Source organism: Nocardia flavorosea (assembly GCF_015477805.1).
GTDB lineage: Bacteria > Actinomycetota > Actinomycetes > Mycobacteriales > Mycobacteriaceae > Nocardia > Nocardia flavorosea_A.
In genome coordinates this window covers 588034-612518 of sequence record NZ_JADLQL010000003.1, presented here as the reverse complement: position 1 = coordinate 612518, position 24485 = coordinate 588034, and the positions used below count along the sequence as shown (strand labels likewise).

Below are 24485 nucleotides of genomic sequence, written 5' to 3'. Positions count from 1 at the left end.
GCGCTGCCGTCCCGAAGGACGGCAGCGCCTCTTGTTGCGTTATCCGTGGGCCGCAGACCGGCCTGGTCTGTTATCTACCGGCGTCCTGGTAGGCCTCGACCGCGGCTTCCAGTTCGTCCAGTGCCCGGCCGAAGTCCTCGAAGTTCCCGGTACGCATCGCGCTGCGCACCGCTTCGATTCTGCGATCGAGCTCGGCCGCGGCGGCATTCTGGGCCGCCGAACCCGTGGCCGGCGGTGGGGCGGCACCCTCGCTGGTACCGGTGCCCTCATCCTCGGGTTGCCGGTCGTCCGTGTCGGCAGGTGGCGGCGTGGCGCCCGGGTTGGGTCGCGTGGCCGGATCGCCGCCCGACGGCGTCGCCAATGCACCGGCGCCCGGTAGCACCTGGTTCAACGCGTCGGCCAGGGTCGAGCCGTATCCGACCTTCACACTTCCGGCCTGATCGCGATAACTCACCAGCACGCGCAGGAGCTGCGGGAAGGTCGCCGTGTTCTGGCCGGTGTTGCGTTCGTTGTAGAACGGCTCGACGTACAGGATCCCGCCGTCGGCGATCGGCAAGGTGAGCAGATTGCCGTATCTGATCTTGTTCGAGTTGGACAGCAGCGTCTTCTCCTGCGACACCTGGGGCGCTGTCGTCATCGTGTTCTGCGTCTGCTGCGGACCCTGCGTCTGGGTATCGGTCGGCAGTTGCAGAATCCTGAACTTGCCGTAGCCCTCCGGATCGGAGCGCACCGAGATATAGGACGACAGGAACTGCCGGTTGTAGCCCACCATCGCACTGGTCAGGTTGAACGTCGGCTTACCGGTTTCCGGATCGCCCAACAACACGTAGTAGGGCGGCTGGCTGGCCGATACGCCCTCCACCGTCGGATCGGCGGGCACCGACCAGAACGCGTTGTTCCTGAAGAACTCGCGCGGATCGTCCACGTGGTATTTGGTGAGCATCTCGCGCTGCACCTTGAACAGATCCTCCGGATACCGGAAATGCGCCCGCAGTTCGGGGCTGATCTCGCTCTCCGGGTTCACCGCGTCGGGGAACACCCCGCGCCACGCCTTCAGGACCGGATCGGTGGGGTCGGTCTCGTAGAGCTCGACGGTGCCGTCGTAGGCGTCGACGGTCGCCTTCACCGAGTTACGGATGTAGCTGACTTCCTTACGCGGCAGCAACCGGCCGGTGCGCTGATCGATACTGTCCTCGATCGCGCCCTCCAACGAGGTGGTCTGCGCGTAGGGGTAGCTGTCGAGCGTGGTGTAGGCGTCCACGATCCACTTGATCCGGCCGTCCACCACCGCGGGATAGGCGTTGCCGTCGGTCGTGAGCCACGGCGCGACCTTCTGTACCCGCTCCCGGGGCGAGCGGTTGTAGAGGATCTTCGAATCGTTGCTGATCGCCGAGGAGAACAAGATATTGCGTTCGGCGTACTTGGCGGCGAACGCCAGCCGGTTGAACCAGTTGCCGATCGGCACACCGCCGGCGCCGTCGTAGGTGAACCGCGACTGATCGGTGTCGTACTCGCGGGGCTCCTGCCCCTCTTCCGCACCGACGATCGCGTAATCGGGATCCGATTGCGAGATCAGCTCACCGTAGTAGATCCGTGGCTGATCGACCTTGATCCGCTGCTGGTCCTTCGGCGTGAACAGGTCACTGACCAGGAAGATCGGGTACCCGGAGTCGCTGCTGCCGCCCGAATTGGGATCTTCGGACTGCGGCCGGTTGACCCGGTTCGCCGGGGCGGCGACGAAACCGTTGCCGTGGGTGTAGACGGTGTGCTTGTTGATCCAGTCGGTCTGGTTACCGCTCAGGGTGGCCGGCGACAGTTCGCGGGCGGCGACGATGTAGTCCTGGATCTGCCCGTTGAGCTCGTACCTGTCGATATCGAGCTCCTCGGGGAACCCGTAGAAGTTCTTCAGCTGGCGCAGCTGGGTGAACGTCGGCGAGAGGATGTTCGGATCGAGCAGCCGGGCATTGGCGATGGTGGCGTGGTCCACCGGCACGTTCACCGGGTTCTTGCTGCTCTCGCCCTTGTAGGGAACGTATTCGATCTTGTCGTCGGTGATTCCGTAGGCGTACCGGGTGGCATCGATATTGCGTTCGATGTACTCGCGTTCCTTCTCCGCCGCGTTCGGGCGCACCGAGAACTGCTCGACCATCAGCGGCCACACCGCGCCCACCAGCACCGACGAGAGCACCAGCAGCGCCGCCGCCATCGCGGGCACCCGCAGATCGCGTAGCACGATCCCGGCGAAGAACGCGATCGCACAGATGATCGCGATGGACAACAGAATCAGCTTGGCCGGCAGCACCGCGTTGATATCGGTGAACGAACCACCGTTGAAGGTCGGCTCCTTGCGGCTACTCATCAGCAGTTGGTAGCGGTCGAACCAGTAGGCGACCGCCTTGAGCAGGACGAAGGTTCCGGCCAGCGCCGCCAGTTGGATCCGTGCCGGTGTGGTGAGCACGCCCTCGCGGCCGGTCAGCCGCAAACCGCCGAATATGTAGTGGGTCACCAGATTCGCGAAGAATGCGATCACCACGGCCACGAACAGCCAGTTCAGCACCATCCGGTAGAACGGCAGATCGAAGGCGTAGAAACCGACGTCCAAACCGAACTGGGGATCGGTACGGCCGAAGGAGCCGCCGTGCAGGAACAGCTGGACGGTGACCCAGTTCGACTGCGCCACCAGCCCGGAGAGGACACCCAGCAGCGCCGGGATACCGAAACCGAACAGCTTCAGCTTGCTCAGCACGGTGGTGCGGTAACGAGCGATCGGATCACCGGCCCCGGAAGCCGGCACGAACACCGGCCGGGATCGGTAGGCCAGCAGTAACGCCAGCCAGACGATCGCGCCGACGACCACCGCGACCGCCAGGAAGATCGCGACCCTGGTCAGCAGGACGGTCAGGTAGACACCACGGAAATCGACCTCCCCGAACCACAACCAGTTCGTGTACGTGTCGACGAGCCGCGGCCCTACCAACAGCAGTGCGGCCACCACCACCGCCGCCACCAGCAGCACACGGCTGCGCCGGGACAGCGAGGGTAAACCGGCTTGGGGGCGCATGCCCACGATGCCACTCTCCAGGGTCCGGCGGCGGGCGAACCGGTAGCGCCACCGGCCGCTGCGCCGCAGTCCGAATTGTTGCGGTCGGGTCCGTGCGGACCCTCAGCGCCCACTTTACGGAAAACGGACATCTTCGCGACCGCAGGGTTGGGCGGTGTCGCCGCGCCGGATGCGAGGATGGTCCGGTGAGCGACGACCTGCATGCCGAAATAGTCCTTGCCCGTTCCGTCCACGAGGTCGCCGAGTTCGTGGACGCCGAGGGCTGGGGCGCCGCACCGCAGATGTTCGCCCTGGTGCGGACCGCGGACCTGGTGGTCGCCGAGCCCACCCTGATCGATCAGGTCGACACCGGCAACGAACTGACCCCGGTGGCGCAGGACCCGCTACCCGACGAGGTCGCCGCCGGAACTATGCCGCTGGACGAATTCCTGGCCACCACGAGCTGGCCGCCCGCCGTCGCCGGATGCGTCCTGGTACAGGAGATCGTCGTCCTGCCACCGGACGCCGAAAAAGATCTCGATCAAGCCCTGACTCCGCTACTGGCCGATGCCGATGCCGCCGACGCGGCGGGCCGGGCGGCCGCCCACGCCCATCCGGGGCGGCGCGACGCCCGCCTGTTCGCCGCCGCGTTGCGCACCGGAAACAGCCTGTGCCTGCTGCAGTTACGGCCCGAAGACGAATCCGAGGACGACGGGGCGCTGGATCTGCGGACCTACCCGGACCTCGCCCCGAACCTGGTCGAGGCGCTGCGGCATACGCTGGAGGACTCCGGCGACTGACCGCCGGCCCGCGGCCCCGGGATCAGCCGCAGCTCGGGGCCTGCTCGCCCGCGGCGAGATCTTCCAGTGCCTGGACCGCACCGGCAAGCGTCTCCACCCGCACCAGCCGCAGCCCGTCCGGCACCCGCTGGATCGCCTCGCTGCAGTTGTCCGCGGGCACCAGGAACGTTTCGGCGCCCGCCTCGTGAGCGGCCATCATCTTGTATTGGATTCCGCCGATAGGACCGACGTTGCCGTCCTCGTCGATGGTGCCGGTGCCGGCGATGAACGCACCGCCGTCCAGATCACCCGGGCTCAGCTTCTCGACCAGTGCCAGGCTGAACATCAGTCCGGCGGACGGCCCGCCGATATCGGGCAGATAGAACTCGACCTGCATCGGCGGCGCCGCCGCCTCGGTGGGGGTGAGGCCCAGGTAGCCCTTGGTCTCGTCGTCGGGGCGCGCACCGAGCGTGACATTCACCGTCTGCTCGGCGCCGTCGCGGCGGATCACCAGCGTCAGCACCGTACCGGGCGCGCTGTTCGACACCGCTGTGACGACATCCTGCGGAGTCGCTACCGGGTTGCCGTTCACACTGACGATCTCGTCACCCGGACGCAGCACATCCCGGGACGGGCCCTCCTCGGACACCTCGTGCACCAGCACCGCGGTGGGCAGGTTCAACTGGCGCATCGCCGCGACCTCGGCATTGCTCTCCGAGTTCGTGAACTCCAACTCGTTGGACTTGTCCACTTCCTCGCGGGACAGCCCCGGCGGGTACACCTCGGCCCGTGGCACGATGCCGTGCCGGCCGCTGACCCAGAACCCGAGCGCCTCGAACAGGGTCAGGCCGTCACGCATGGCGATCGTGGTCATATTCAGGTGGCCGGAGGTCCGGTCCACCTCGGCGCCGGTCACCCCCACGACCTCGCGGCCGTCGAATTCTCCCAGCGTGTTATGGGTGGGCCCGGGCCCGAGCGCGACGAACGGCACGGTGTAGACGCTGCCGATCACGCCGAGCAACAGAACGGGGACCAGGGCGACGAGGAGCGTGATGATCCGACGATTCACCCGGTCAACACTAGCGATGCGACCCCGTCCGGCGCCCGCAGGCACGCGCGGGCCGGCGGCGCTCGCCTTACCTGCCCGCGACGAACGGCGCCCGGCTGGTCACGCTTGACGGGCCAGTGCCTTCTGCACGTCCGCCAGCGACGGATTCGTGGCGGTGGAGCCGTCGGCGAACTTCACGGTCGGAACCACATGGTTGCCGTTGTTCACACTCCCCACGAATTCGGCCGAGGCCGGATCCTGCTCGATATCGATCTCCACATAGGTGATCCCGGCCTCTTTCAGCTGGGTCTTCAGCCGGCGGCAGTAACCGCACCAGGTGGTGGAGTACATGGTCAGATCGGGTGTCGAATCACTCACGCACTGAGCAACGCCGCCACCTGTTCCGGTGTTCCACACCGGTCCGTCCGATTTCGCGGCCCCTGCGCCATCGAGGTCTTCCGGCTTCGTATCGCGACGGCCTCGGCACCCGAGGGCGATCACGACGGTCTGCCGGAGGCCGGGCGACCGCGAGCTGGTGCTCCGCTGTGACGGCGTGGCGGAGTCCGATCCGCACCGTGCCGGGTAGGCCCACGGCGGGGGCAGCCACTGGAGACCGCCTTTGTCGTGACGGCCGGTGTTCTCGGAAGCGATGACGGACGGCCGGCAACCCGGGGGGGATTTTCCGCGGCCCGGCGGGACCGAGAGGCTCGATGAGCGTGGGTACGTCCGCGTCCGCGGTAACGGGCGACCTCCGGATTCCGTGCGCCCGGACCGGTCGACCGCCCTCGATGTCGCCGGCCGCCCGGCGGATGCGGTCCGCGTACGTGAACGCTCCCAGACCCCGGCAACGGCCGACAGGCAGTGCGCCGAGGCGGCCACCCGGCGTTCCGGGCACGGATATGTCGAGCATCGCGTGCCTCCGGTCCGGCGTCGGGGCCGACTCGTATGGCCGTACCGACCCGGCCGGAGCGTGCGGCTCGGAGCCCGCCGGACCGCGTGTGCACAATGGACCCGTGGCCGCAGTCGATCTCTCCGCATTGGATCCGGAGCAGGCCGCCGCTGTCCGCGCACCGCGTGGACCGGTCTGTGTACTCGCCGGGGCCGGGACAGGGAAGACGCGCACCATCACCTATCGCATCGCGCACCTCGTGGCGGCCGGGCAGGTCCGCGCCGACCAGGTGCTGGCAGTCACCTTCACCGCCCGCGCCGCGGGCGAACTCCGTGGCCGATTGCGCGGCCTGGGCCTGGGTGCGGCGGCGAATACAGTCCAGGCCCGTACTTTTCATGCCGCGGCGCTACGCCAGTTGCGCTATTTCTGGCCGCAGGTGGTGGGCGAGGTTCCGTGGCGGCTGCTCGACCGCAAGTTCCCGGTGGTCGCCCAGGCCGCCAACCGGGTCGGGATCGCGTCCGGCACCGATAGTGTGAAGGATCTGCTGAGCGAGATCGAATGGGCGAAATCCGCGCTGGTGGCGCCCGAGGACTACGCCGCCGCGGCCGCATCCCGGCAACGCGATATTCCCTTCCCGGCGGCACGGATCGGCGAGGTGTACGCCGCCTACGAAACATTGAAGACCACGCCGGAGGGCCTGCTGCTCGATTTCGACGATCTGCTGCTGCACACCGCCGCCGCACTCGAGGACTATCCGGCGGTCGCCGATGTGTTCCGGGAACGCTACCGTTGCTTCGTCGTCGACGAGTACCAGGACGTCACCCCCCTGCAACAGCGCGTACTGGACGCCTGGCTGGGCGACCGGGACGATCTCACCGTGGTCGGCGATGCCAACCAGACGATCTATTCGTTCACCGGCGCCAGCCCCGCGTATCTGCTGGACTTCTCCCGCCGCTATCCGGACGCGACCGTGGTCCGGCTGGAACGCGACTACCGTTCCACACCGCAGGTGGTCGATCTGGCCAACCGGGTGATCGGGATGGCGAAGGGGCGAATAGCCGGAACCCGCCTGCAGTTGATCGGCCAGCGCGACGAGGGCCCGGAGCCCGAATTCGCCGAGTACGCCGACCTGCGCGAGGAAGCCGTCGCGGTGGCACACCGGATCGGCGACCTGCTGGCCGGCGGTACGCCGGCCGCGGAGATCGCCGTGTTGTACCGAATCAACGCCCAGTCGGAGGTCTACGAACAGGCGCTGACCGAACAGGGCATCGCCTACCAGGTGCGCGGCGGCGAGGGTTTCTTCCAGCGGCCGGAAGTACGCCAAGCGGTCGAGGAACTGCGCAAAACCGCGGCCCGCGATGATCTGCCCGCCGCGTCGCGGACCGGCGAGAAACTGGTCACCCTGGTCCGGGCCGCGCTGGCCCCGGCCGGGCTCACCGCCACCGCTCCGGCCGGAGCGCAGGCCCGGCAGCGCTGGGAGTCGCTGGTCGCGCTGGTGCGGCTCACCGAGGAGCTCACCGGACAACAGCCCGAACTGGATCCCGCCGGTCTGTTACGCGAACTCGCCGCGCGCGCCGAAGCACGCCACCCACCGACCGTGCAGGGCGTCACCCTGGCGTCCCTGCACGCGGCCAAGGGCCTGGAATGGGACGCGGTGTTCCTGGTCGGCCTGACCGACGGCACACTGCCGATAACTTATGTACTCAACGGCGACGGCTCGGTGGCCGATCCCGCCGCGCTCGAGGAGGAACGCCGGCTGCTCTACGTCGGGGTGACCCGGGCGCGCAGCCATCTGCGCTTGTCCTGGGCATTGTCGCGGGGCGAGGGGGATCGCCGTACTCGCCGGCGCTCCCGGTTCCTCACCGGCCTGATCCCCGAGGAATCCCCGGCGTCCCGTATTGCCGCGCCCGCGCGGCCGGGCACGGAAACCGCTCGCCCGGCCTGCCGGGTATGCGGGCGGGCGTTGCTCGATTCGGAGACCGTGCTGCTGCGCCGATGCAAAGGCTGTGCGGGCGAACCGGATCTGGAACTCCTGGGCGCACTGCAGGATTGGCGACGGGAGAAGGCGGCGGAACTCGCGGTGGACCCGCGCGGGATCCTTGGAGTGAACACGCTCACCGCGATTGCCGAGCAGCTGCCCGAGGACGAGGCGGGGCTGGCCGCGCTCGGCGTCGGTGCGGCGAAGGTGCGCCGGTACGGCGCGGAAGTTCTGGCGATCATCAGGTCCCGGCGGCGTTCGCTGTCCCGGCCGTAGCACAACCGAGCGCAAAACCGCAGGTAGAAAATAGGTTGTCGAGCCCGGCGGGATTGCCTTAAGGTGGGAATCGCGCTCGGGAGGGTACATCCACGCGCACCATGGAAATTTTCGGATCACGAGTACAGGAGGGAGGCAGACAGATGAACGGCATGACGAATTACGGAATCGTCACCGTAATCCCGAATACGCGGTTGTCGGCTGCTTCCCGGGGGTTCCTCGCTCTGCAGGGGACCGGCCCGTCCTGCATCGATCGTTTCGGTGCGCAGCCGCGCATGCGCGATTCGCATCAGCCGAATTTCATCGATCAGCAGGATCAGTCCGACGCAACCTGGCTTCCGGCCGCTGCATTCGCAGCCGCCGGCTCACTCGCTATCGATCTGGCCGCAGCACCCGCGGTGGCCGATAAGCAAGAGGAAAGCCTCCGCAAAGGACATCACGCGACCGTGAACAGGCGGCCCGACCGCCGACCAGGTTAGGGGTACCACCCCCGAACCTCCTGGCCACGGGTCGCAGATGCGAAACCGTGGCCATTTTTCTTGGCCTTCAGCTCACAAGGCAGCGGTTTCGCAGCAGAACACCGAACCGCTGCACAACAAGCTGAAGGAGAACGACGTGGTCACCACCACCCAGAGTTGGCCGCAGGCCGCTACTGAAGTGGCGTGTCGCACCGTGACAACCGATCCCGAAACTCAGCCGCTGACCACCCTGCCCTGCCGGGCGGGTGATCCGGACCTGTGGTTCGCCGAGAGCCCGGTCCAGTTGGAGCAGGCCAAGGCGCTGTGCGCCTCCTGCCCTATCCGTAAGGGCTGCCTGAATGCCGCGATCGATCGGCGGGAGCCGTGGGGTGTCTGGGGCGGGGAGATCTTCGATCAGGGGGTCGTCATCGCCCGCAAACGCCCGCGGGGCCGGCCGCGCAAGGTTGCCAGCTGTGTCTGACCGCGCCGGCGGCCACCCGCCCGCGGATTCGCACCGACACCGGATACGAGCCGCTCATCGCTCCGCCGATGAGCGGCTCGTTCGCATTCCGGGTCAAGTCGCTGCATGGGATACCCGACGGCACCGATAGCGGCCGTCGGGCCGATGTTTCCGGCCTTGAACCACAAGGATTTTCAGGCGCTGTCGCGTTCCTCGCGGAACCCGGGGAGCCAGCGCGCGGCCAGCTGGATGAAGGGCACCTCGGCATCGAGCTGGGCGCAGATGCCGATCGAACCGCCCAGTACCCGGAAGATCATCACGTATTCACCGGGCAGCATCATGGCCCGCGCGGTCTTCATCTCCGGCGAGGAATAGTCGGTGGCCTTACCCGCGACACGCTGCATCCAGCGGCGGGTGAAATGGAACGATTCGGAGCGGATCGGATCGGTGAACGGACGCAGATAGTCCTCGATCTCCTGCTCGGTGAGGGTTTTACCGGGCAGGACCCAGCCGTTGGCGTGCAGTAGCTCGGTGAGTTCGCCGTACTCCTCGGCCACCGCCAACGCGAGTATCTGCCCCAGGAGCTCGGGGAAACCACCCGGCAGCGGGGCGCAGGCGCCGTAATCGATCACCGCGAGCTTGCCCTCACCGGTGATCATGAAATTGCCGGGATGCGGGTCTGCGTGCAGCAGTCCGACGGTTTCGGGCGCGGAGAAGTGGAAACGTCCCATCAGCCCGGCCACCCGGTTGCGCAGGACGCGAGTTCCCTCGGGATCGGCTACGCCGGCGGCGATGATGGCCGAAACCGGTGTGCCGTCGAGCCATTCACTGACGATGACCTTCGGCGCGCTCGCGACCACTTTCGGCACCACGAATTCCGGGTGCCCCTCATAGGCCTTGCTGAAAGCCCGCTGGTTCGCGGCCTCGTTGCGATAGTCCAGCTCTTCCTCGGTCCGTTCGTTGATCTCGGCGAGCAGCGGTTTCACATCCGCACCGGGGATGACCTTCGCGAATAGGCCCGTCATCCGGTTCAGTGTCCGCAGATCGGCGCGTAGCGCCTCGTCCGCGCCGGGGTACTGGACCTTCACCGCGACCGCACGGCCGTCCGACCACACCGCCTTGTGCACCTGGCCGATACTGGCCGAGGCGGCCGGGGTGTCGTCGAACGATTCGAACCGCTTCCGCCAGTCGGTGCCGAGCTGCTGATCGAGAACGCGGTGGACGGTGGCCGCGGGCATCGGCGGGGCGGCCGCCTGCAGTTTGGTCAGGGCCTCGCGATAGTGCTCACCGAATTCCTCGGGAACCGCGGCCTCCATCACACTCAGGGCCTGACCGAACTTCATCGCGCCGCCCTTGAGCTCACCGAGCACGGAGAACAGCTGCTCGGCCGCCTTCTGGTTCATTTCGGTGTTGATCTCTTTGCGATCGCCACCCGCGAGCTTGCGGCCGAAACCGACCGCGGCGCGACCCGCCACACCGAGCGGAATCTTGGCTAACTTCGCATTGCGGGACATAGGCCGGCGCACGATCTCAGACACTCCCCCATCATGGCCGACGGACCGGCGGATCTGCCATGGAAAACCGAAGAGAATTACCACAGCGAACACAACTGTGATTGTCATCACCGCACCGCGCTGTTCTGAAGTGTCAGGCAACCGCACCGCTCGTGCGGAGCCCACAGGCGGCGGCTCAGCTGCCGGGTACCGAGGTCGAGTTCCAGCGTGCGGTTGAGTGCCTCCGGTGGCGACGCCGGGTCACACGCCAGAATCGTCTCGAGTTCGCCGAGCGCCAGGGCGGCCACGGCAGCGATTCCGGCCGGACTCGCATGTCCCATCCGGCCGAGCAGCTGAGCGGCCAGGCGCGGCCATTCGGCATCGAGATCGGCCCGGGTGAGATCGGCGCAGCGTAGACAGCTGGTCAGTCCGGGCAGGACCAGTGGACCGACGAGTCCTTTACCGTCGCGCAAGCGGACCACCAGATGCGCGATCCGGGCCCGGGACAACTCCCGTACCAGGCACGGGTCGGGAATCAGCGCATCGGCCAGCACCACCAGATCCGCCACCACCGGGCCGGGTAGCCGGCCGCTGCGGTCCCGGGAGCGGGACGGCCGGATACCGAGCGCCCCCAGGCCGGCGCTGATCGCCTCGGCGAGCGGGCCCGTGCCGTGGACGCGGATGGATCGGATGCAACCTTGCGGGCAGGGCGGATGCACTACCAGGCCGGCCGAATCGATCACCTCGAACAACGCTGTCGCGTGCCGGGGGTCCAGACCGAGCGAACGCGCTTGCCACACGATCGCCGGACGGCTGTTCAGGCCGTCGAGTAGGCGGAGGAAGCCCAGGACCTGCTGGGTGTCCAGATCCGGAGCCTCGCACAGTACGGCTGTCTCGGGATCCCAGCCCAGCTGGACCTGACCGGTCGAGCGCACCAGGATCGGTACCCGGGGATGCAGGAGCGGGCCGCGCGGCCGAAGCGTCGTCATGCCCGAAGTATGCGACGGCCGCTGCGCCGCAACAGGTTCCCGGAAGGGAGTTGTCCACAGGATCGGAACCTGTGGACAACTCGGTTTTCGCAGTTCACGGGCGGTTCACTGCACCGCTGGAGGGCGCGTCCGGAATTCGTTCGACATCGGGCATCCCGAGTAGCGGGCCCGGGCTCGCCGCGCGGTGTTCCGAGTCCGCACAGCGCCTCGAGGCTACGAAGCTCGAGGGGCCGAGCCCCGAACTCCGCGACGACGGCAACCGCAACCCGAGTCGGCGGTAACCGGACCTACTGCGCCAGTCGGTGGGCCGACTGCGAATACCTGCGAGCCGCGGAGACCGGGTCAGTCCTTGCCGTTACCCGGGCCGGGATGCTCGGGGCCGGATTCGTCTCCGCCCTGCTCCGCGGCCGGATCCTGCGCCTGGTCCTTATCGCCCTTACCGGCCTGTTCGCGCTCGGCGGCCTCGGTGGCGGCCAGCTGGGCCAACGGATCGTCGAACGCGCCGGCGCCGCCGCCGATCACCGAATCGATGAACCCGGCCGGCGCGTCCAGATCAGCCGCATCGGGCAGCAGATCGGGATGGGCCCAGACACCGTCGCGGGCCGCGATACCGGCGTCGTCGGTCAACCGCTGCCACAGGGTAGCGGCTTCGCGTAGTTTGCGGGGACGCAGCTCGAGGCCGACGAGCGTGGCGAAGGTTTGTTCGGCGGGGCCACCGGTGGCCCGGCGGCGCCGCAGTGTCTCGGCCAGTGCGCCCGCACCGGGCAGCCGCTCGCCGACCGCCGCTCCGACCACAACCTGTACCCAACCCTCGATCAGGGCAAGCAAGGTCTCCAGCCGGTCCAGGGCCTGCTTCTGCTCGGGGGTCGTCTGAGGTTCGAAACTGCCCTGCGACAGGATCTCCTCGAGCTTGCTCGGATCGGTCAGCGCCGATGGGTCGAGATCGCGGGCGGCTTCCTCGAGCGCGGAGAAATCCATGGTGATCCCGCGCGCATAGTCCTCGACGGCGCCGAGCAGCTGCTGACGCAGCCACGGCACGTGCACGAACAAGCGCTGATGGGCGACCTCGCGGGCGGCGAGGAACACCATGATCTCGCTCTCCGGCTGTTCCAGCCCCTCACTGAACTGCGAGATGGCGGTGGGCAGCAACGCGGCCGTACCGGCCGGGCCCAGCGGAAGGCCGATATCGGTACCGGTCAGCACTTCCTTGGCGAGCTGGCCGAGTGCCTGCCCGAGCTGCGAGCCGAAGGCGAGCCCGCCCATCTGGCCGAGCATGCCCATCATGGGGCCGGCCATCTCGCGGGCTTCCTCCGGGAGCCCGGCGGCCCACATACCGGCGATCTGCTGCGCTACCGGATCGCAGAGCCGCTGCCAGGTGGGCAGCGTTTTCTCGATCCAGTCGTTGGCGGTCCAGGCCACCGTGTTCGTCGCGCCGGCCGGGAAGGTCGTCGCATCGTCGAGCCACAGCTCGGCCAGATGCGCCGCATCGGCGACGGCGGTGACCGTACCGCTGGATATCGGCGGAACGGTCTGACCGAGCTGCTGGCGGGCCAGCCGTTTGGCCACGTCGTAATTCACCGGGCCGGAGCCGCCACCACCGGCCACGCCCTGCCCCATACCGCTGAGCATCTGCCCGAGCGAAGTGAGCATCTGGCCCAGCGCCGCCGGATCGAAGCCTGCGGCGCCGCCACCGAAACCGAACGGATCGTTACCGCCCCCGGGTTTATCGCCGCGGCCGCGGTCGTCGTCATCGCCGCCCTGGGAGAATCCGAATCCGAAATCGCTCATTACGCCTCACCCGCCGGTACGACGTCCGGGTGGTGTCCGGGGAGCGCGCGCGCACCGAGCGAACCGGCCGGCGCTTCGTGAAGCTGCATGTTCTCCATAGTAGGCGTGCCGAACCCACCGGTCCGCCACGGCGGGGCGGCTTCGCGCTCGGTGAACATCCGGCGGCCCGGCGACGGCTGTCCTCAGCCGGGCGCGGTCCCCGACGGGCCGGGCCGGTGGTGAAGGAACCGGGCGAATGCCGGATCGGCGGCACAGCCGGTTGTCACTTCGACAGGTCGAGCATGCGCTTCCCCGTCGTGCGTGACTGCGGGCGGCCGCCCACCTGCGGGCGGCTCGCTGACCGGCCTGAAGCCGGACCTCCGGAGCTTCCTGTCCGGCTCAACCATATTGTCCGGCGGTCGCCCAACCGGGCAGTCACCGCACGACCAGGTGGGCACCCGTCCGCCGGACACGATCACTACGGCCGGACGACATCTCCCCGGCCGGCGTGGTGGCCGCTCACTTCACGGGCGAATCGGTACCGCCGGCGGCGACCCACGATTCCACGATGGTGCGGGCGATGGATACCGCGCCCGGCAGCAAAAGCTGCGCGTTCGCGGCCGGGTCGGGGTCGATTCCCGCGCCGGGCCGGGCCGGCCAGCTCCCGGCCGACAATGCCGCGCGCACCTCGTCGCGGGTGAACCAGCGAGCCTCGGCGATCTCACCGTCGGTGAACGCCAGTGGCTGCTCCGGATCGGCGAGCGCGCTGAAACCGAGCATCAACGACCGCGGGAAGGGCCACGGCTGGCTGCCGAGATAGCGGATATCGCGGACCTCGAGCCCGACTTCCTCGGCCATCTCCCGTTCGACGCAGCGTTCGAGAGATTCCCCGGCCTCGACGAACCCGGCCAGCAGGGAGAACATCGTCGCCGGCCAGCTGTGCTGGCGGGCCAGCAGGACCCGGTCACCTCCGTCGTGGATCAGGCAGATCACCGCCGGGTCGGTGCGCGGGAAATCTTCGCGGCCGTCCTCGGTAACCCGGGACCACCCGGCCTTGGCCGGCATGGTCGGGCTGCCGTCGGCGCCGTGGAACGCCGCACCGGCATGCCAGTTGATCAGGGCGAGCGCGGCGGACAGCACCCCGGCGGTGAAATCGTCGATCGGGCTGTCGGCGAGCTGACGCAGATCACGCAGTTCACCGCTGAGTTCGCGGTCACGAACGGCCCACAGGTGCACACCCTCGCGGACACCGAGGAACACCGCGTCCGGGCTCGGCTCGGCGGACAGATCGATGGCGGCTTCCCAGACCAGGGCCCCGGATTCGTAGCGGACCGCACCGCGGCGCCCGACCCGTAACAGCCGGGCGGTGGCCCAGCCTTCCTTCAGCGCATGTGCGTCGGCGCGTAGGTAATCGGCGCGGTCGAGCGCCGAACGGGACAACAGAGGGATTTGGTTCAGCTCGAATACCGCCACGTCCCGAGACTATCGCGACGCGAACCGCGAGGTATCCGGGTCAGCGCGCGCGACGGATGTAGAGCAGCTTGTCCCCGGTTTCCAGGGCATCGACTTGCGGTTCGCCCACCCGGATCAGCTCGCCGTCGCGCACCACACCGAGCACGATATCGCTGAGGTGGCGCGGCGATCCGCCGACCTCCCCCGGCTCCACTTCACGTTCGGCGACCGCGAAACCGTGTTCGGGGGTGAGCAGATCCTCCATCATCTCCACGACGCTGGGTGTGGTGGTCGCGATACCGAGCAGCCGGCCGGTGGTCTCCGAGGAGACCACGACCGAATCGGCGCCCGATTGGCGCAGCAGATGGGTGTTCTCCGATTCGCGGATCGAGGCGACGATCTTCGCTTTCTTGGTGATTTCCCGGGCGCTCAGCGTGACCAGAACCGCGGTATCGTCCCGGTTGGCCGCCACGATGACCGATGCCGCGTTCTGCACCCCGGCCAACCGCAGCACATCCGATTGCGTGGCCGTCCCGTGTACGGTGACCAGTCCCGCGGTGGCGGCGGCCTCGAGGGCGACCGCGTCGGTATCGACGACGACGATTTCGGCGGGCTGCACGCCGTCGCCGAGCATGGCGTCGATAGCGGTGCGGCCCTTGGTGCCGTACCCGACGACGACGGTGTGATTACGCACGGTGCGCCTCCAACGCTGGATCTTCAAGGCCTGGCGGGAACGCTCGGTGAGCACCGCCAGGGTGGTGCCGACCAGGACGATGAGGAACAGCACCCGCAGCGGCGTGATGAGGAAGATGTTCACCAGCCGCGCCGAATCGGTGACCGGCGAGATATCGCCGTAACCGGTGGTCGACAGCGATACGGTCGCGTAGTAGAACGCGTCGAGTAGATCCACCGAACCGTCGGCATTGTCGTTGTAACCGTCTCGGCCGAGATAGACGATGATCGCGGCGGTGCACAGCAGGCCGATCGCGAACAGCACCCGGCGGGTCAGCGAAATCCACGGACTGTTCTGCACCTCCGGAATACGCAGCACTCCGACCAGCGCGAAATCCGGACGCTCGCTGCCGAGCCGCCCGCGGCCACCCAGCTGGGCGAACCGGGCACTGACCGGGGCTACCATCGGCCACCCCGGAAATTCGACACCCTCAGTCCCTCCGACACAGCTCGGGAGCCTACCCGTTTGCCGGGCGCCGGGCCCGCTGCGCGCCCGAACGGTCCAGCGGGCCGCTGCACCCGGATGCGCGGATTACGGTGGGCCTCATGGCAGACGACACGCCCTCGGGCGCCCCGGATCCCGGCCGTACGCCCGCACTGCGACTGGCCGCGATCCTCCTGGGTGCCGGGGTCATGCATTTCGTGGCTCCCGCGCCGTTCGATTCCATCGTGCCGAAACGGTTGCCCGGAAAAGCGCGTTCCTATACGTATTGGTCCGGTGTGGCCGAGATCGGTGTCGGGACAGCGTTACTGGTTCCGCGGACCCGGCGGCTCGGTGGGCGGCTGGCGGCCCTGCTGTTCATCGCGGTGTTCCCGGCCAATATCCAGTTCGCGGCGGATTCGGTGCGCAATCCGAAGACGCCGGTGGCGCTCGCGGCGATCTCGCTGCTGCGTCTACCTCTACAGCTACCGTTGATCACCCAGGCCCTGGCGGTGGGTCGCCGGACACCACGGTCCTGAACGACCGCGCGCCCGGATGCTGCGGGCAGTACCACTGCCCCGGCCCGGAGCTGGGTGGCCGGCCGGTATCGACACCGCATGCCCGGTGGTCACCGCCGTGATTTCTCCGGCGGATAACCGGTATCTGCTACACCGGTTGTGTTCGTGAGCAGTTCGGTGAGTTCCGCGGGCCCAGGCAACCGGTCAGGGGAGACGGTGCGGCCGGTGTGCACATAGTGGAAGGCGGCGCCGACCCGCTTCAGCACCTGTTCCTCGTCCTCCCCGGTCCGCGCGGCGAGCAGACGTGCCCAGGCCAGTCGGTAGACGGCCAGCTGCATAGCGACCGCGGGTTCGTCGGCGGGGCCGGGTTCGGCGCCGGTTTTCCAATCGACGACGGTCCAGCCGCCCCCCGGTTCGGCGAATACGGCATCCATCCGGCCCCGGATCACGATGCCGGCGATGGTGGTTTCGAAAGGCACCTCGATCTCCACCGGCCGGCGTGCCGACCAGCGCGAGGACAGGAAGGCGTCCTGCATCCGGGCCAATTCCGCGTCGGCCGCGGCGCCGGCGTCCGCCGCGCCGGGTAGATCGTCGAGGCCCGGCAGCTGGTCGGTGGCGAACCAGCGCTGCACCCAGGCGTGGAAGGCAGTGCCGCGGCGGGCCAGCGGATTCGGCGGGTACGGCAGCGGGCGGCGCAGCCGCGCGGCGAGTTTGCCCGGGTCCGCGCGCATTTCCACCAGTGCCGTAGCGGGGAGCTGGCTGGGCAGTTCCACCTCGGTGACAGTGGCCGCCGTCGACCGGAATTCGGCGAGCAGGGCATCGACATCGGCGGCCCAGCCGTCCGGATCGTCGTCCGGTTCCGGTTCGGCTGCTCCGGCAGCGAGTTCGGCCAGCGCGGTATGGACGAGAGCGGCGCCGTCCTCGATATCGGCGCGACGGGCGCCCAGCGGATCATCGGGCCAGGGCGCGGTGTCCGGAGTGGCGGCCAATGGGTTCGGCTCGCCGTCTTCGGGTTCGGGCGCCCAACAGCCGATCTCCATACCGCTGCCCGGTAGTTCGGCGGCGGCTTTCACCTCGAGCAGGAACTCCGAGGGACCCTTGGGTTTGTCGCCGGATTCGGGCCAGTGGTGGGCGGAGACCAGCAGTACACGTTCCGTTCTGGTCAGCGCGACGTAGAAGAGCCGGCGGTCCTCGTCCAGCCGGCGGCGCTGCAGGGCCTTCTTATGTGCTGCCAGGCTTCGCTGCAGGTCGGCGCGGTCGGCGCAATCGGCGAGGTCCAGCACCGGCACCCCGTCCGGCGAATCCACGGTGGCGCGGTCGCCACGCAACGCGGTGGGCAGTTCGGCCAGCGCACCCAGCCACGTGTTCACCCCGCGAGTGGACGGGAACACCTCCCTGCACACATGAGGTACCGCGACCACCTCCCATTCCAGGCCCTTGGCCGCATGCACGGTGAGAACCTGAACGCGGTCCGGGGCGACCTCCACCTCCCCGGGTTCCAGTCCGTTCTCCACCGACTCCGCGGCCGCGAGAAACGCGAGCAGCCCGCCGAGGCTCGCCCCGGTATCCGCGGCGTAGCCGGCCACGACTTCGGCGAACGCGTCCAAATGTTCACGTCCGGCACCGGAGCCGGTGAGGGCGCGGCGGGCCTGGGCCTCCACCCCGACACCGATCGTGCGCTCCACATCGGCGACGAGTTCGGTGAGCGGCTGCCCCGCCCGGTCCCGTAGTGCCGCCAGTTCCCGGCCCAGCGTGGTGATCCGGCGATATCCGGCAGTCGAATAACGTTGCGGCGGGCCGGGATCGGCGATCGCATCGGCCAGGCCCGCGCGTTCGGCGGGTTCCGGCGCCACCTCGCGCAGTGCCGCGGCCAGCGTGGTCGCATCGGTGATCTCGCCGCCGGGGTCGTGACCGATCGACAGTTCCCGGGCCCGGCGGGCCAGGGCCGCCAGATCGGCCACACCGAGCCGCCAGCGGGCGCCGGTGAGAATCCGCACTGCGGCGCTGCCGGCCGCCGGGTCGGCGATGAGGCGCAGGGTCGCGACGATATCGGCGACCTCCGGTGTCGCCAGCAGCCCGCCGAGCCCGACGATCTCCACCGGCAACCCCTGCGCACGTAACTGTTCGGCGAGTTCGGCGGCGTCGGCGTTACGGCGGATCAGCACCGCGGAGGTCGGTGGTGGCCGCTGCGCTTCGCGGGCACGGGCCCATTCGGCAGCGATCCGCTCGGCGATCCAGCGACGTTCGTCACTCACGGTGGCGCACAGCGCGAGCGCGAGATCGCCCGGTACGGCGTCGGGTTTGGCGCGCAACGGATCCACCGTGACCCCGCCGCTCGCGCGAGCGGCGGCGCGCAGCGGTTCGACGACCATATTGGCCAGGTTCAGCGCCTCCGGCGGGTTGCGCCAGCTGGTGAGCAGCGGCAGGACCGGTGCCGGATCGCCGGGACCGCGCGGGAAATCGGTGGTGAACCGGGGCAGATTGGCCGCCGACGCACCACGCCACCCGTAGATGGACTGCATGGGATCGCCGACTGCGGTGACCGACGGCGCCTGCGGTTCGCTGCGCCGGGGGCCACTGCGTTCGACCGCGTACCCGGCGCCGAACAGGGCCGAGAGCAGGATGCGCTGTGCGTGACCGGTGTCCTGGTACTCGTCGAGCAGGACCAGCCGGAACCGCGCCCGCTCGGCGTCGGCGACCTCGCGGTGTTCGGCGGCGAGCCGGGCCGCCAGCGACATCTGGGCGCCGAAGTCGAGCGCGCCGCGCTGATGGAGGGTTTCGCGCAGTTGCCGGACCAGCGGCAGCAGCGCGACCCGTTCCCGCTGCGCGCGCAGAATCGACAGCAGTTCTTTGTTCGGCCCGCCCCGCTGACGCGGACCGGGAGGCAACGTGTGGACCAGTTTCTCCAGCTCGGTATGTGCTTCGGCCAGCTGCTCGGGTTCCACCAGATGCTCGGCGAGCTGGCCGGACAGCGCGAGAACGGCCTCGGTGACGGTCAGCGGGGAACGGTCGGTCTCCAGGTCGCCGTCCCAGCCGCGCACCACCTGATGCGCCACCTGCCACAGCTGGGTTTCGGTGAGCAGCGCGGCCGACGGCTCCACCGGCAGCAGCAGCCCGTGTTCGCGCAGCAGCCGCCCGGCGTAGGAGTGATAGGTGCTGATCTCGGGTTCCGCGGCGGTCAGAGTCGTGCGCAGCTCGCCGGTGGGGTCGAGATCGCGGAGCAGCCGGGACCCGGCCAGCCGGGCCAGCCGGGTCCGGATCCGGGCGGTGAGCTGCTGAGCGGCCTTCCTCGTGAAAGTCAGGCCCAGTACTTCCTCCGGGGTGACGAGGCGGTTGGCCACCATCCAGACGACCCGCGCCGCCATGGTTTCGGTTTTCCCCGCGCCGGCCCCCGCCACCACCAGTGCCGGACCCGGCGGCGCGGCGATCACCGCGGCCTGTTCCGCGGTCGGCGCGGGCAGGCCGAGCGCCTCGGCCAGCTGCCCCGGTGTGACCCGGGCGCTCACTCGTCGATCACCTGACGGCCGGAGTCCTGAATCGGGCAGCTGTTCTGCACGGCGCAGTGGCGGCAGCCGTCGTTGCGGATCGCGAGGAAACCCGGTCCCGCGGTGGTCGCGGCGGCCGTGTGGATGGTGTCCCGCCAGGCTTCGAGCGCTTCGGTATCGAACGCCGGCTGGACGCGTTCCTTAGCCACCCCGCTGGACGCCGGCAGGCCGACGTACACCAGCCGCGCGCCGCCCGGTTCCGGGTCGCCGGCGGTCTCGTCGAGCGCACCCGCGGCGGCCGCGACCTGGTAGGTCGCCAGCTGGGCGTGCTGGGCGGCATCGGCCTCGCTGACCGGGTTCTTCCCCGTTTTCACATCGACGATCACGAACCGGCCCCGGTCGTCGCGTTCGAGACGGTCGATCCGGCCGCGGATACGGACGGCGGGCGCGTCCGCGCCGCGGCCGGGCAGTACGCAGTCGACAGGCACCTCGACACCGGCCTGGGTCAATTCGGCGCGGGTACTGCGCACCCAGGCGACGAACGCATCCAGCATCGCCTCGGTGCGGCGCAGTTCCTGACGGGAATGCCAACTGTTTCCGGGATCGATGGCTGTCCAGCTACGGGCGAGTTCGGCCCGCACCCGGTCGAGCGGGACCCGGCCCGCCAGCGCCTGCACCAGGGTGTGTACCAGCGTTCCCTTGACGGCGTGCGGATTCTCCCCGTCCGACCCGCCGTGCCGTTCCAACGCCCACCGCAGCGGGCAGGTGCGCAGTAGTTCCACCGTCGACGGCGACAACGCGATCGGCCCGTCGTCGTCCCACAGAGTCTCGGTGGAGCTGAGACCGGGAACGCCGTACCAGTCGCCGGGCGCGGTACCCGGTATCCCGGCCAAGGCGAGCCGAGCCAGCTGCGCAGCGGCGCGGCGGCGCCGCTGCGCACCGGCGTCCGGATCGCAGACAACCGCGCGTAGTTCGGCCACCAGTGCGTGCAACGCCAGCACCCGGCCCGGTTCCGCGATCGGAAGCGCGCCGGGCTCACCGTCGGATTCACCGCCGACGAGTTCGGCCAGGAACCGCGACGGCACCAGATCGCGCTCGCCGGTCACCGATTCCACCGCCGTCACCAGCAGCGAGCGCCGGGCCCGGCTGCACGCGAGGAACAGCAGCCGGCGTTCTTCGGCCAGAATCGGGGCGGACCGGCTCACCCGTTCGGTGATACCGGCGACCTGATCCACCAGTTCTTCGGTGTGCAACAAGGTGCCCCGGGGGCGCGGATCCGGCCAGATCCCCTCCTGGACCCCGGCGACCGCGACGACCTCCCATTCCCGTCCGGCCGCGGCATGGGCACTCAGCAGATCGACGGCATCGTCGTGCCGCGACCGGGCCGCCCGGTCCTGCGCGATCTGCTGCTGGGTGAGGTATTCCACGAACCCCTCGATGGTCGCACCCGGTAACCGGTCGGTGTAGGCGGATGCCGCATCGAACAAGGCGACGGCCGCGTCGAGGTCGCGATCGGCCTGCATCCCGGCCGCACCACCGCGCTCCGACTGCGCCAGCCAGCGCTTCTCCAACCGCGATCCGGTCCACAGCGCCCACAGCACATCCTCGAGGCCGCCGCCGTCGCGCCGGACCCGGCGGGCCCGGTCGAGCGCCCGTAACGCGCGGTTCAGCGGTGCGGTCTCCACTTCGGTGAGACCCGCGAGGATCCGTTCGTCACCGGCCCCGAGGAGCAGGTCACGCAGAACATCCGCCGAGGGTCGGTCGGAGATCGGCCGTTGACCGCCAGGGGTTGCCGGGGCGGCGACCGAAGACGAACCTGTCCGGACCTCGCCGTCTCCCCTGTCGCGGCGGGCCGCTGGGTGGGCGTTCCGAGGCGAACCGGTGGAAGTACCGGCGTCGCCGTGGTCTTCTGCGGCCGGACGAGCCGCCCGGCCGGTGCTGCCCTCGGCCCGGTATTCGGCCGCCCCTTCGGCCTCGGCGCCTCGGTGGCCGACCGTGCCGTTGTCTCCCTCCCCTGGCCGGATGTCCTGCGCGGGCACCGCGCGGGTGTACTGGTTCGGCACGGCCCGGGCCCGGCCCGGGTACCTGTCCGCCGCGGACCGCTCCACCTCGTGCTCAGGTGGCCGGGAGCCGGCGGTGTCGTCGTCCTCCAGCTCCGGTAGCGATACGAACCCGGCGGCTGCTCCCGGGGCATCCGATGGAGTTCCGAGCCCGTCGGCGAGCTCAGGCGGTGGGCCGGGCTCGCCGCGTCGGTCGGTGGGATCGGGTGCGAACCGGTCGTCGTGCGGGCGTTCGTCGGTGTCCGGCCGGACAGGCAGAACTTGCCTGTCCTCCACCGGGGGCCGAAGCGTCTCCGCGGTATCCGGTAGGTATCCGGCCTCATCGCCGTCGAGAAGTTCCGGTGCGAAGTCGTCGTCTTCGTGCGGGCGGTCCGGTGGGAGCCCGTCCCAGGGGTCACCGTAGGCATAGTCCTCACCGAGACCGAACCAGTCCGCGTCGGCGGCGTAGCGGACGGTGTCCTCGATGTGGCGGTCGGCATCGCGGAAGAGTCCGGGGCCGGGAAGGTCGTCCGGGCGCTGGTCCTGCGCCGATTCGGGGTCGGGGATCGGCGGTTCGTACACCGGTTCGGGGGGAACTTCTCCCGCTTCGGGCCACTTGTCTCCCGGCTCGGGCCGCACCACCCCCGGCTCGGGCCGCTCGGCCCCCGGTTCGGGCCGCTCGGCCCCCGGTTCGGGCCGCTCGACCCGCGGTTCGGCCGATGCGGGTGCGGGTTCGGGCACCCCGTCCCCAACCGGCTCTGACGCAACGTGAGGGTTTGCGGGCGTGGATCGCGTGAGCTCGAGGGTGGTGCGCCGGATGCCGCGGCGCAGCCGGCGCATACCGATCTGGTCGGCACCGCCGAGCGGGCCGCTCAGCAGGTCGAGTGCGTCGTCGGGGCCGAACAGCGATTCGGTGGATCCCGCTCCCCGGCGGGCGTCTTCGCCGGCGAGCACGGCGCGCAGCGCGAGCAGCATCCAGGCAGCGCCGCGGCGGCGGGCCAGCGGGGTATCGGTCACCGGCTGCCGGACCGGTACCCCCGCGGCCAGCAGCGCCCGGCGCAACGGGGGTAGCAGCAGCGGAACCGACCGCACGATCACCGCCATCTGCGACCACGGCACCCCGTCGGTGAGATGGGCGCGGCGCAACTGGTCGGCGATGAGCGACGCTTCCTTGGCCGGGCTGCCGAGCACCCGCACCCGGACCTGCGCTGTTTCTCCGGCGTTCGCTTCGCCGCGTTCCGCGGGACCCAGATCGGCGAAGGTGGTGCGATGCGCGGCGCTGCCCGGCAAGCGCGACGCGATACGGGCGGTCGCGGTGTGGATTGCCGGGCCCGCGCGGTGGTTGGTGTGCAGGACGATCCGCCGCGATGCCGGAACCTCGAGGTCGGTCAGGGAGCGGGGATCGGCGCCGCGGAAGGTGTAGACGGCCTGGTCCGGGTCGCCGGCGATCACGGTGGTTGCGGCGCCCTCGGCGAGGATCCGCACCAGCAGCGCGGCCTGCGGGTCCAGGTGCTGGGCGTCGTCGACCAGCAGGCAGCGCAATCGGGCGCGTTCGGCGGTGAGCAGATCGGCGTCACCGGCCAGCGCGTCGAGCGCGGCCCCCACCAGCTCCGCCGCGTTCAACGCCGGCGCCGACGCCTCCGGTGCCGCCACCCCGACCGACCAGCGCAGCAGCATGGCCTGTTCGTAGCGCAGCGCGAAGCGGCCCGCCGCGACCCAATCTGGCCGGTCCTGCCGCCGGCCCAGATCGATCAGATCTTCCGGGCCGAGCCCGCGTTCGGTGGCGCGCAGCATGAGATCACGGAGTTCGTCGGCGAATCCGTCCAGGCTCAGGGCGGGTTGTAATCGCTGTGGCCACAGGTCGCGGGCGCCGGCGGCGATATCGGCGAGGTCGCCACGCAGCATTTCGCGCAGGACTGCGTCCTGTTCGGCGCCGGTCAGCAGCCGTGGCGGCGGGTTGCCGTGCCGGGCGGCCTGGCGGCGCAGTATCCCGAACGCATACGAGTGGATCGTGCGGGCCAGCGGTTCGCGCGTCGCGCCGGAGATCGGCAGACCGGGGGCGCTACCGGGCAGGGACAGGACAGGGCCGCTTCCGCCGCCCAGGTGGCCGGGCCCGGCAGCGGACTCTCCGGTAGCGGCCGGGTGATCGGTTCCGGCGGAGGTACGCGGGTGGCCGGCCCCGGCAGGTGTGGATGCGCGACCGGTCCGGGCCGCAGCCGACGAGCCGCCGAGCCCCACGGAGGTCTGATCGGTCCCGCCGGCAGTCGCAGCGCCGTCAACGGTGAAAAGCCCGGCCTCGGGTTCCGGGTCGGCCGGCGGGAACAGCGCGAGGTCGGCGCCGCCGGGATCGCTGTCGAACACCGGGGCGCAGGTATCCCAATGCGACAACCGCTCCGTGAGAGCATCCCGGGCGGCGGCCGCGGCCTGCTTCGAGTGGGTGAGCAGCAGCACCGATTCCGGATCGGCGCCGCCGGCGATCCGCGCGGCCGCCACATCCACCAGCAGCGCCGATTTCCCGGTTCCGGGCCCGCCGAGCACCCGCCACAACCGACCGGAACCGGATTGCGCGGGAGTTGCCGGGGGCGGGGCGAACAGCGCGCGAATACCGACGCCCCAGGTCCGAGCCCGGGGAGCCGATGTTCTCCGGCGCACCAGCCGCAC

At 69.6% G+C, this 24485-nt stretch carries 15 protein-coding genes; 5 read left to right on the top strand and 10 right to left on the bottom strand.

What is annotated here, in order from left to right; all coding sequences use genetic code 11:
- Window positions 1-70: 70 nt before the first annotated feature.
- Window positions 71-3067: a UPF0182 family protein gene (locus IU448_RS18065; RefSeq protein WP_195056772.1), complete on the bottom strand. Its 2997-nt coding sequence runs from the start codon at window positions 3065-3067 to the stop codon at window positions 71-73.
- A 179-nt stretch (window positions 3068-3246) separates the two neighbouring features.
- Here IU448_RS18065 and IU448_RS18060 point away from each other — a divergent pair, with 179 nt between their 5' ends.
- Window positions 3247-3840: a PPA1309 family protein gene (locus tag IU448_RS18060; protein WP_195056771.1), complete on the top strand. Its 594-nt coding sequence runs from the start codon at window positions 3247-3249 to the stop codon at window positions 3838-3840.
- A 22-nt stretch (window positions 3841-3862) separates the two neighbouring features.
- On the opposite strand, the gene IU448_RS18055 is transcribed toward IU448_RS18060, so the two are convergent.
- The gene (locus IU448_RS18055) at window positions 3863-4888 is read right to left on the bottom strand and encodes a PDZ domain-containing protein (protein ID WP_195056770.1); all 1026 of its coding nucleotides are present in this window, start codon (window positions 4886-4888) and stop codon (window positions 3863-3865) included.
- A gap of 99 nt (window positions 4889-4987) precedes the next feature.
- A complete protein-coding gene (locus IU448_RS18050; RefSeq protein WP_195056939.1) occupies window positions 4988-5218 on the bottom strand; it encodes a mycoredoxin in 231 nt (76 codons plus the stop codon).
- A 548-nt stretch (window positions 5219-5766) separates the two neighbouring features.
- Between IU448_RS18050 and IU448_RS18045 the strand changes: the two genes are divergently transcribed.
- From IU448_RS18045 to IU448_RS18035, 3 genes are all read left to right on the top strand, one after another.
- Window positions 5767-8010 (top strand): ATP-dependent DNA helicase UvrD2, encoded by a 2244-nt coding sequence (locus IU448_RS18045; protein ID WP_195056769.1) that lies wholly within the window; start codon window positions 5767-5769, stop codon window positions 8008-8010.
- A gap of 143 nt (window positions 8011-8153) precedes the next feature.
- A complete protein-coding gene (locus IU448_RS18040) occupies window positions 8154-8489 on the top strand; it encodes a hypothetical protein (RefSeq protein WP_195056768.1) in 336 nt (111 codons plus the stop codon).
- A 178-nt stretch (window positions 8490-8667) separates the two neighbouring features.
- Window positions 8668-8949 (top strand): WhiB family transcriptional regulator, encoded by a 282-nt coding sequence (locus IU448_RS18035; protein ID WP_195056938.1) that lies wholly within the window; start codon window positions 8668-8670, stop codon window positions 8947-8949.
- A 173-nt stretch (window positions 8950-9122) separates the two neighbouring features.
- Here the strand turns inward: IU448_RS18035 and IU448_RS18030 are convergent, their stop codons facing one another.
- The 5 genes from IU448_RS18030 to IU448_RS18010 form a co-directional block, all read right to left on the bottom strand.
- Window positions 9123-10442 (bottom strand): ABC1 kinase family protein, encoded by a 1320-nt coding sequence (locus tag IU448_RS18030; protein ID WP_228813549.1) that lies wholly within the window; start codon window positions 10440-10442, stop codon window positions 9123-9125.
- A gap of 107 nt (window positions 10443-10549) precedes the next feature.
- Window positions 10550-11410, bottom strand: a complete 861-nt coding sequence (locus IU448_RS18025; RefSeq protein WP_195056766.1) for a hypothetical protein — start codon at window positions 11408-11410, stop codon at window positions 10550-10552.
- Window positions 11411-11752: 342 nt separating this feature from the next.
- Entirely contained in the window at window positions 11753-13198 is a 1446-nt protein-coding gene (locus IU448_RS18020) for a zinc-dependent metalloprotease (protein ID WP_195056765.1), read from the bottom strand.
- Window positions 13199-13696: 498 nt separating this feature from the next.
- Window positions 13697-14650 (bottom strand): NAD(+) diphosphatase, encoded by a 954-nt coding sequence (gene nudC / locus IU448_RS18015; RefSeq protein WP_195056764.1) that lies wholly within the window; start codon window positions 14648-14650, stop codon window positions 13697-13699.
- A gap of 40 nt (window positions 14651-14690) precedes the next feature.
- Window positions 14691-15767 carry a potassium channel family protein gene (locus IU448_RS18010; protein ID WP_195056763.1) on the bottom strand — a complete coding sequence of 359 codons (1077 nt, stop codon included), beginning with the start codon at window positions 15765-15767 and terminating at the stop codon, window positions 14691-14693.
- Between the two features lie 140 nt (window positions 15768-15907).
- Here IU448_RS18010 and IU448_RS18005 point away from each other — a divergent pair, with 140 nt between their 5' ends.
- Window positions 15908-16321 (top strand): hypothetical protein, encoded by a 414-nt coding sequence (locus tag IU448_RS18005; RefSeq protein ID WP_195056762.1) that lies wholly within the window; start codon window positions 15908-15910, stop codon window positions 16319-16321.
- Window positions 16322-16410: 89 nt separating this feature from the next.
- On the opposite strand, the gene IU448_RS18000 is transcribed toward IU448_RS18005, so the two are convergent.
- Both IU448_RS18000 and IU448_RS29010 read right to left on the bottom strand, forming a co-directional pair.
- Window positions 16411-19806, bottom strand: a complete 3396-nt coding sequence (locus IU448_RS18000) for a UvrD-helicase domain-containing protein (protein ID WP_195056761.1) — start codon at window positions 19804-19806, stop codon at window positions 16411-16413.
- The gene (locus IU448_RS29010; protein WP_416383023.1) at window positions 19803-24419 is read right to left on the bottom strand and encodes a PD-(D/E)XK nuclease family protein; all 4617 of its coding nucleotides are present in this window, start codon (window positions 24417-24419) and stop codon (window positions 19803-19805) included. The genes IU448_RS18000 and IU448_RS29010 overlap by 4 nt, the downstream gene beginning before the upstream one ends.
- Window positions 24420-24485: the final 66 nt, after the last annotated feature.

What these genes read in the sequence shown, in the direction of transcription:
- IU448_RS18050 (WP_195056939.1), bottom strand. Translation starts at nt 5,218, where the DNA reads ATGTACTCCACCACCTGGTGCGGTTACTGCCGCCGGCTGAAGACCCAG.
- IU448_RS18045 (WP_195056769.1), top strand. Translation starts at nt 5,767, where the DNA reads ATGTCGAGCATCGCGTGCCTCCGGTCCGGCGTCGGGGCCGACTCGTAT.
- IU448_RS18040 (WP_195056768.1), top strand. Translation starts at nt 8,154, where the DNA reads ATGAACGGCATGACGAATTACGGAATCGTCACCGTAATCCCGAATACG.
- IU448_RS18030 (WP_228813549.1), bottom strand. Translation starts at nt 10,442, where the DNA reads ATGTCCCGCAATGCGAAGTTAGCCAAGATTCCGCTCGGTGTGGCGGGT.
- IU448_RS18025 (WP_195056766.1), bottom strand. Translation starts at nt 11,410, where the DNA reads ATGACGACGCTTCGGCCGCGCGGCCCGCTCCTGCATCCCCGGGTACCG.
- IU448_RS18020 (WP_195056765.1), bottom strand. Translation starts at nt 13,198, where the DNA reads ATGAGCGATTTCGGATTCGGATTCTCCCAGGGCGGCGATGACGACGAC.
- IU448_RS18010 (WP_195056763.1), bottom strand. Translation starts at nt 15,767, where the DNA reads ATGGTAGCCCCGGTCAGTGCCCGGTTCGCCCAGCTGGGTGGCCGCGGG.
- IU448_RS18005 (WP_195056762.1), top strand. Translation starts at nt 15,908, where the DNA reads ATGGCAGACGACACGCCCTCGGGCGCCCCGGATCCCGGCCGTACGCCC.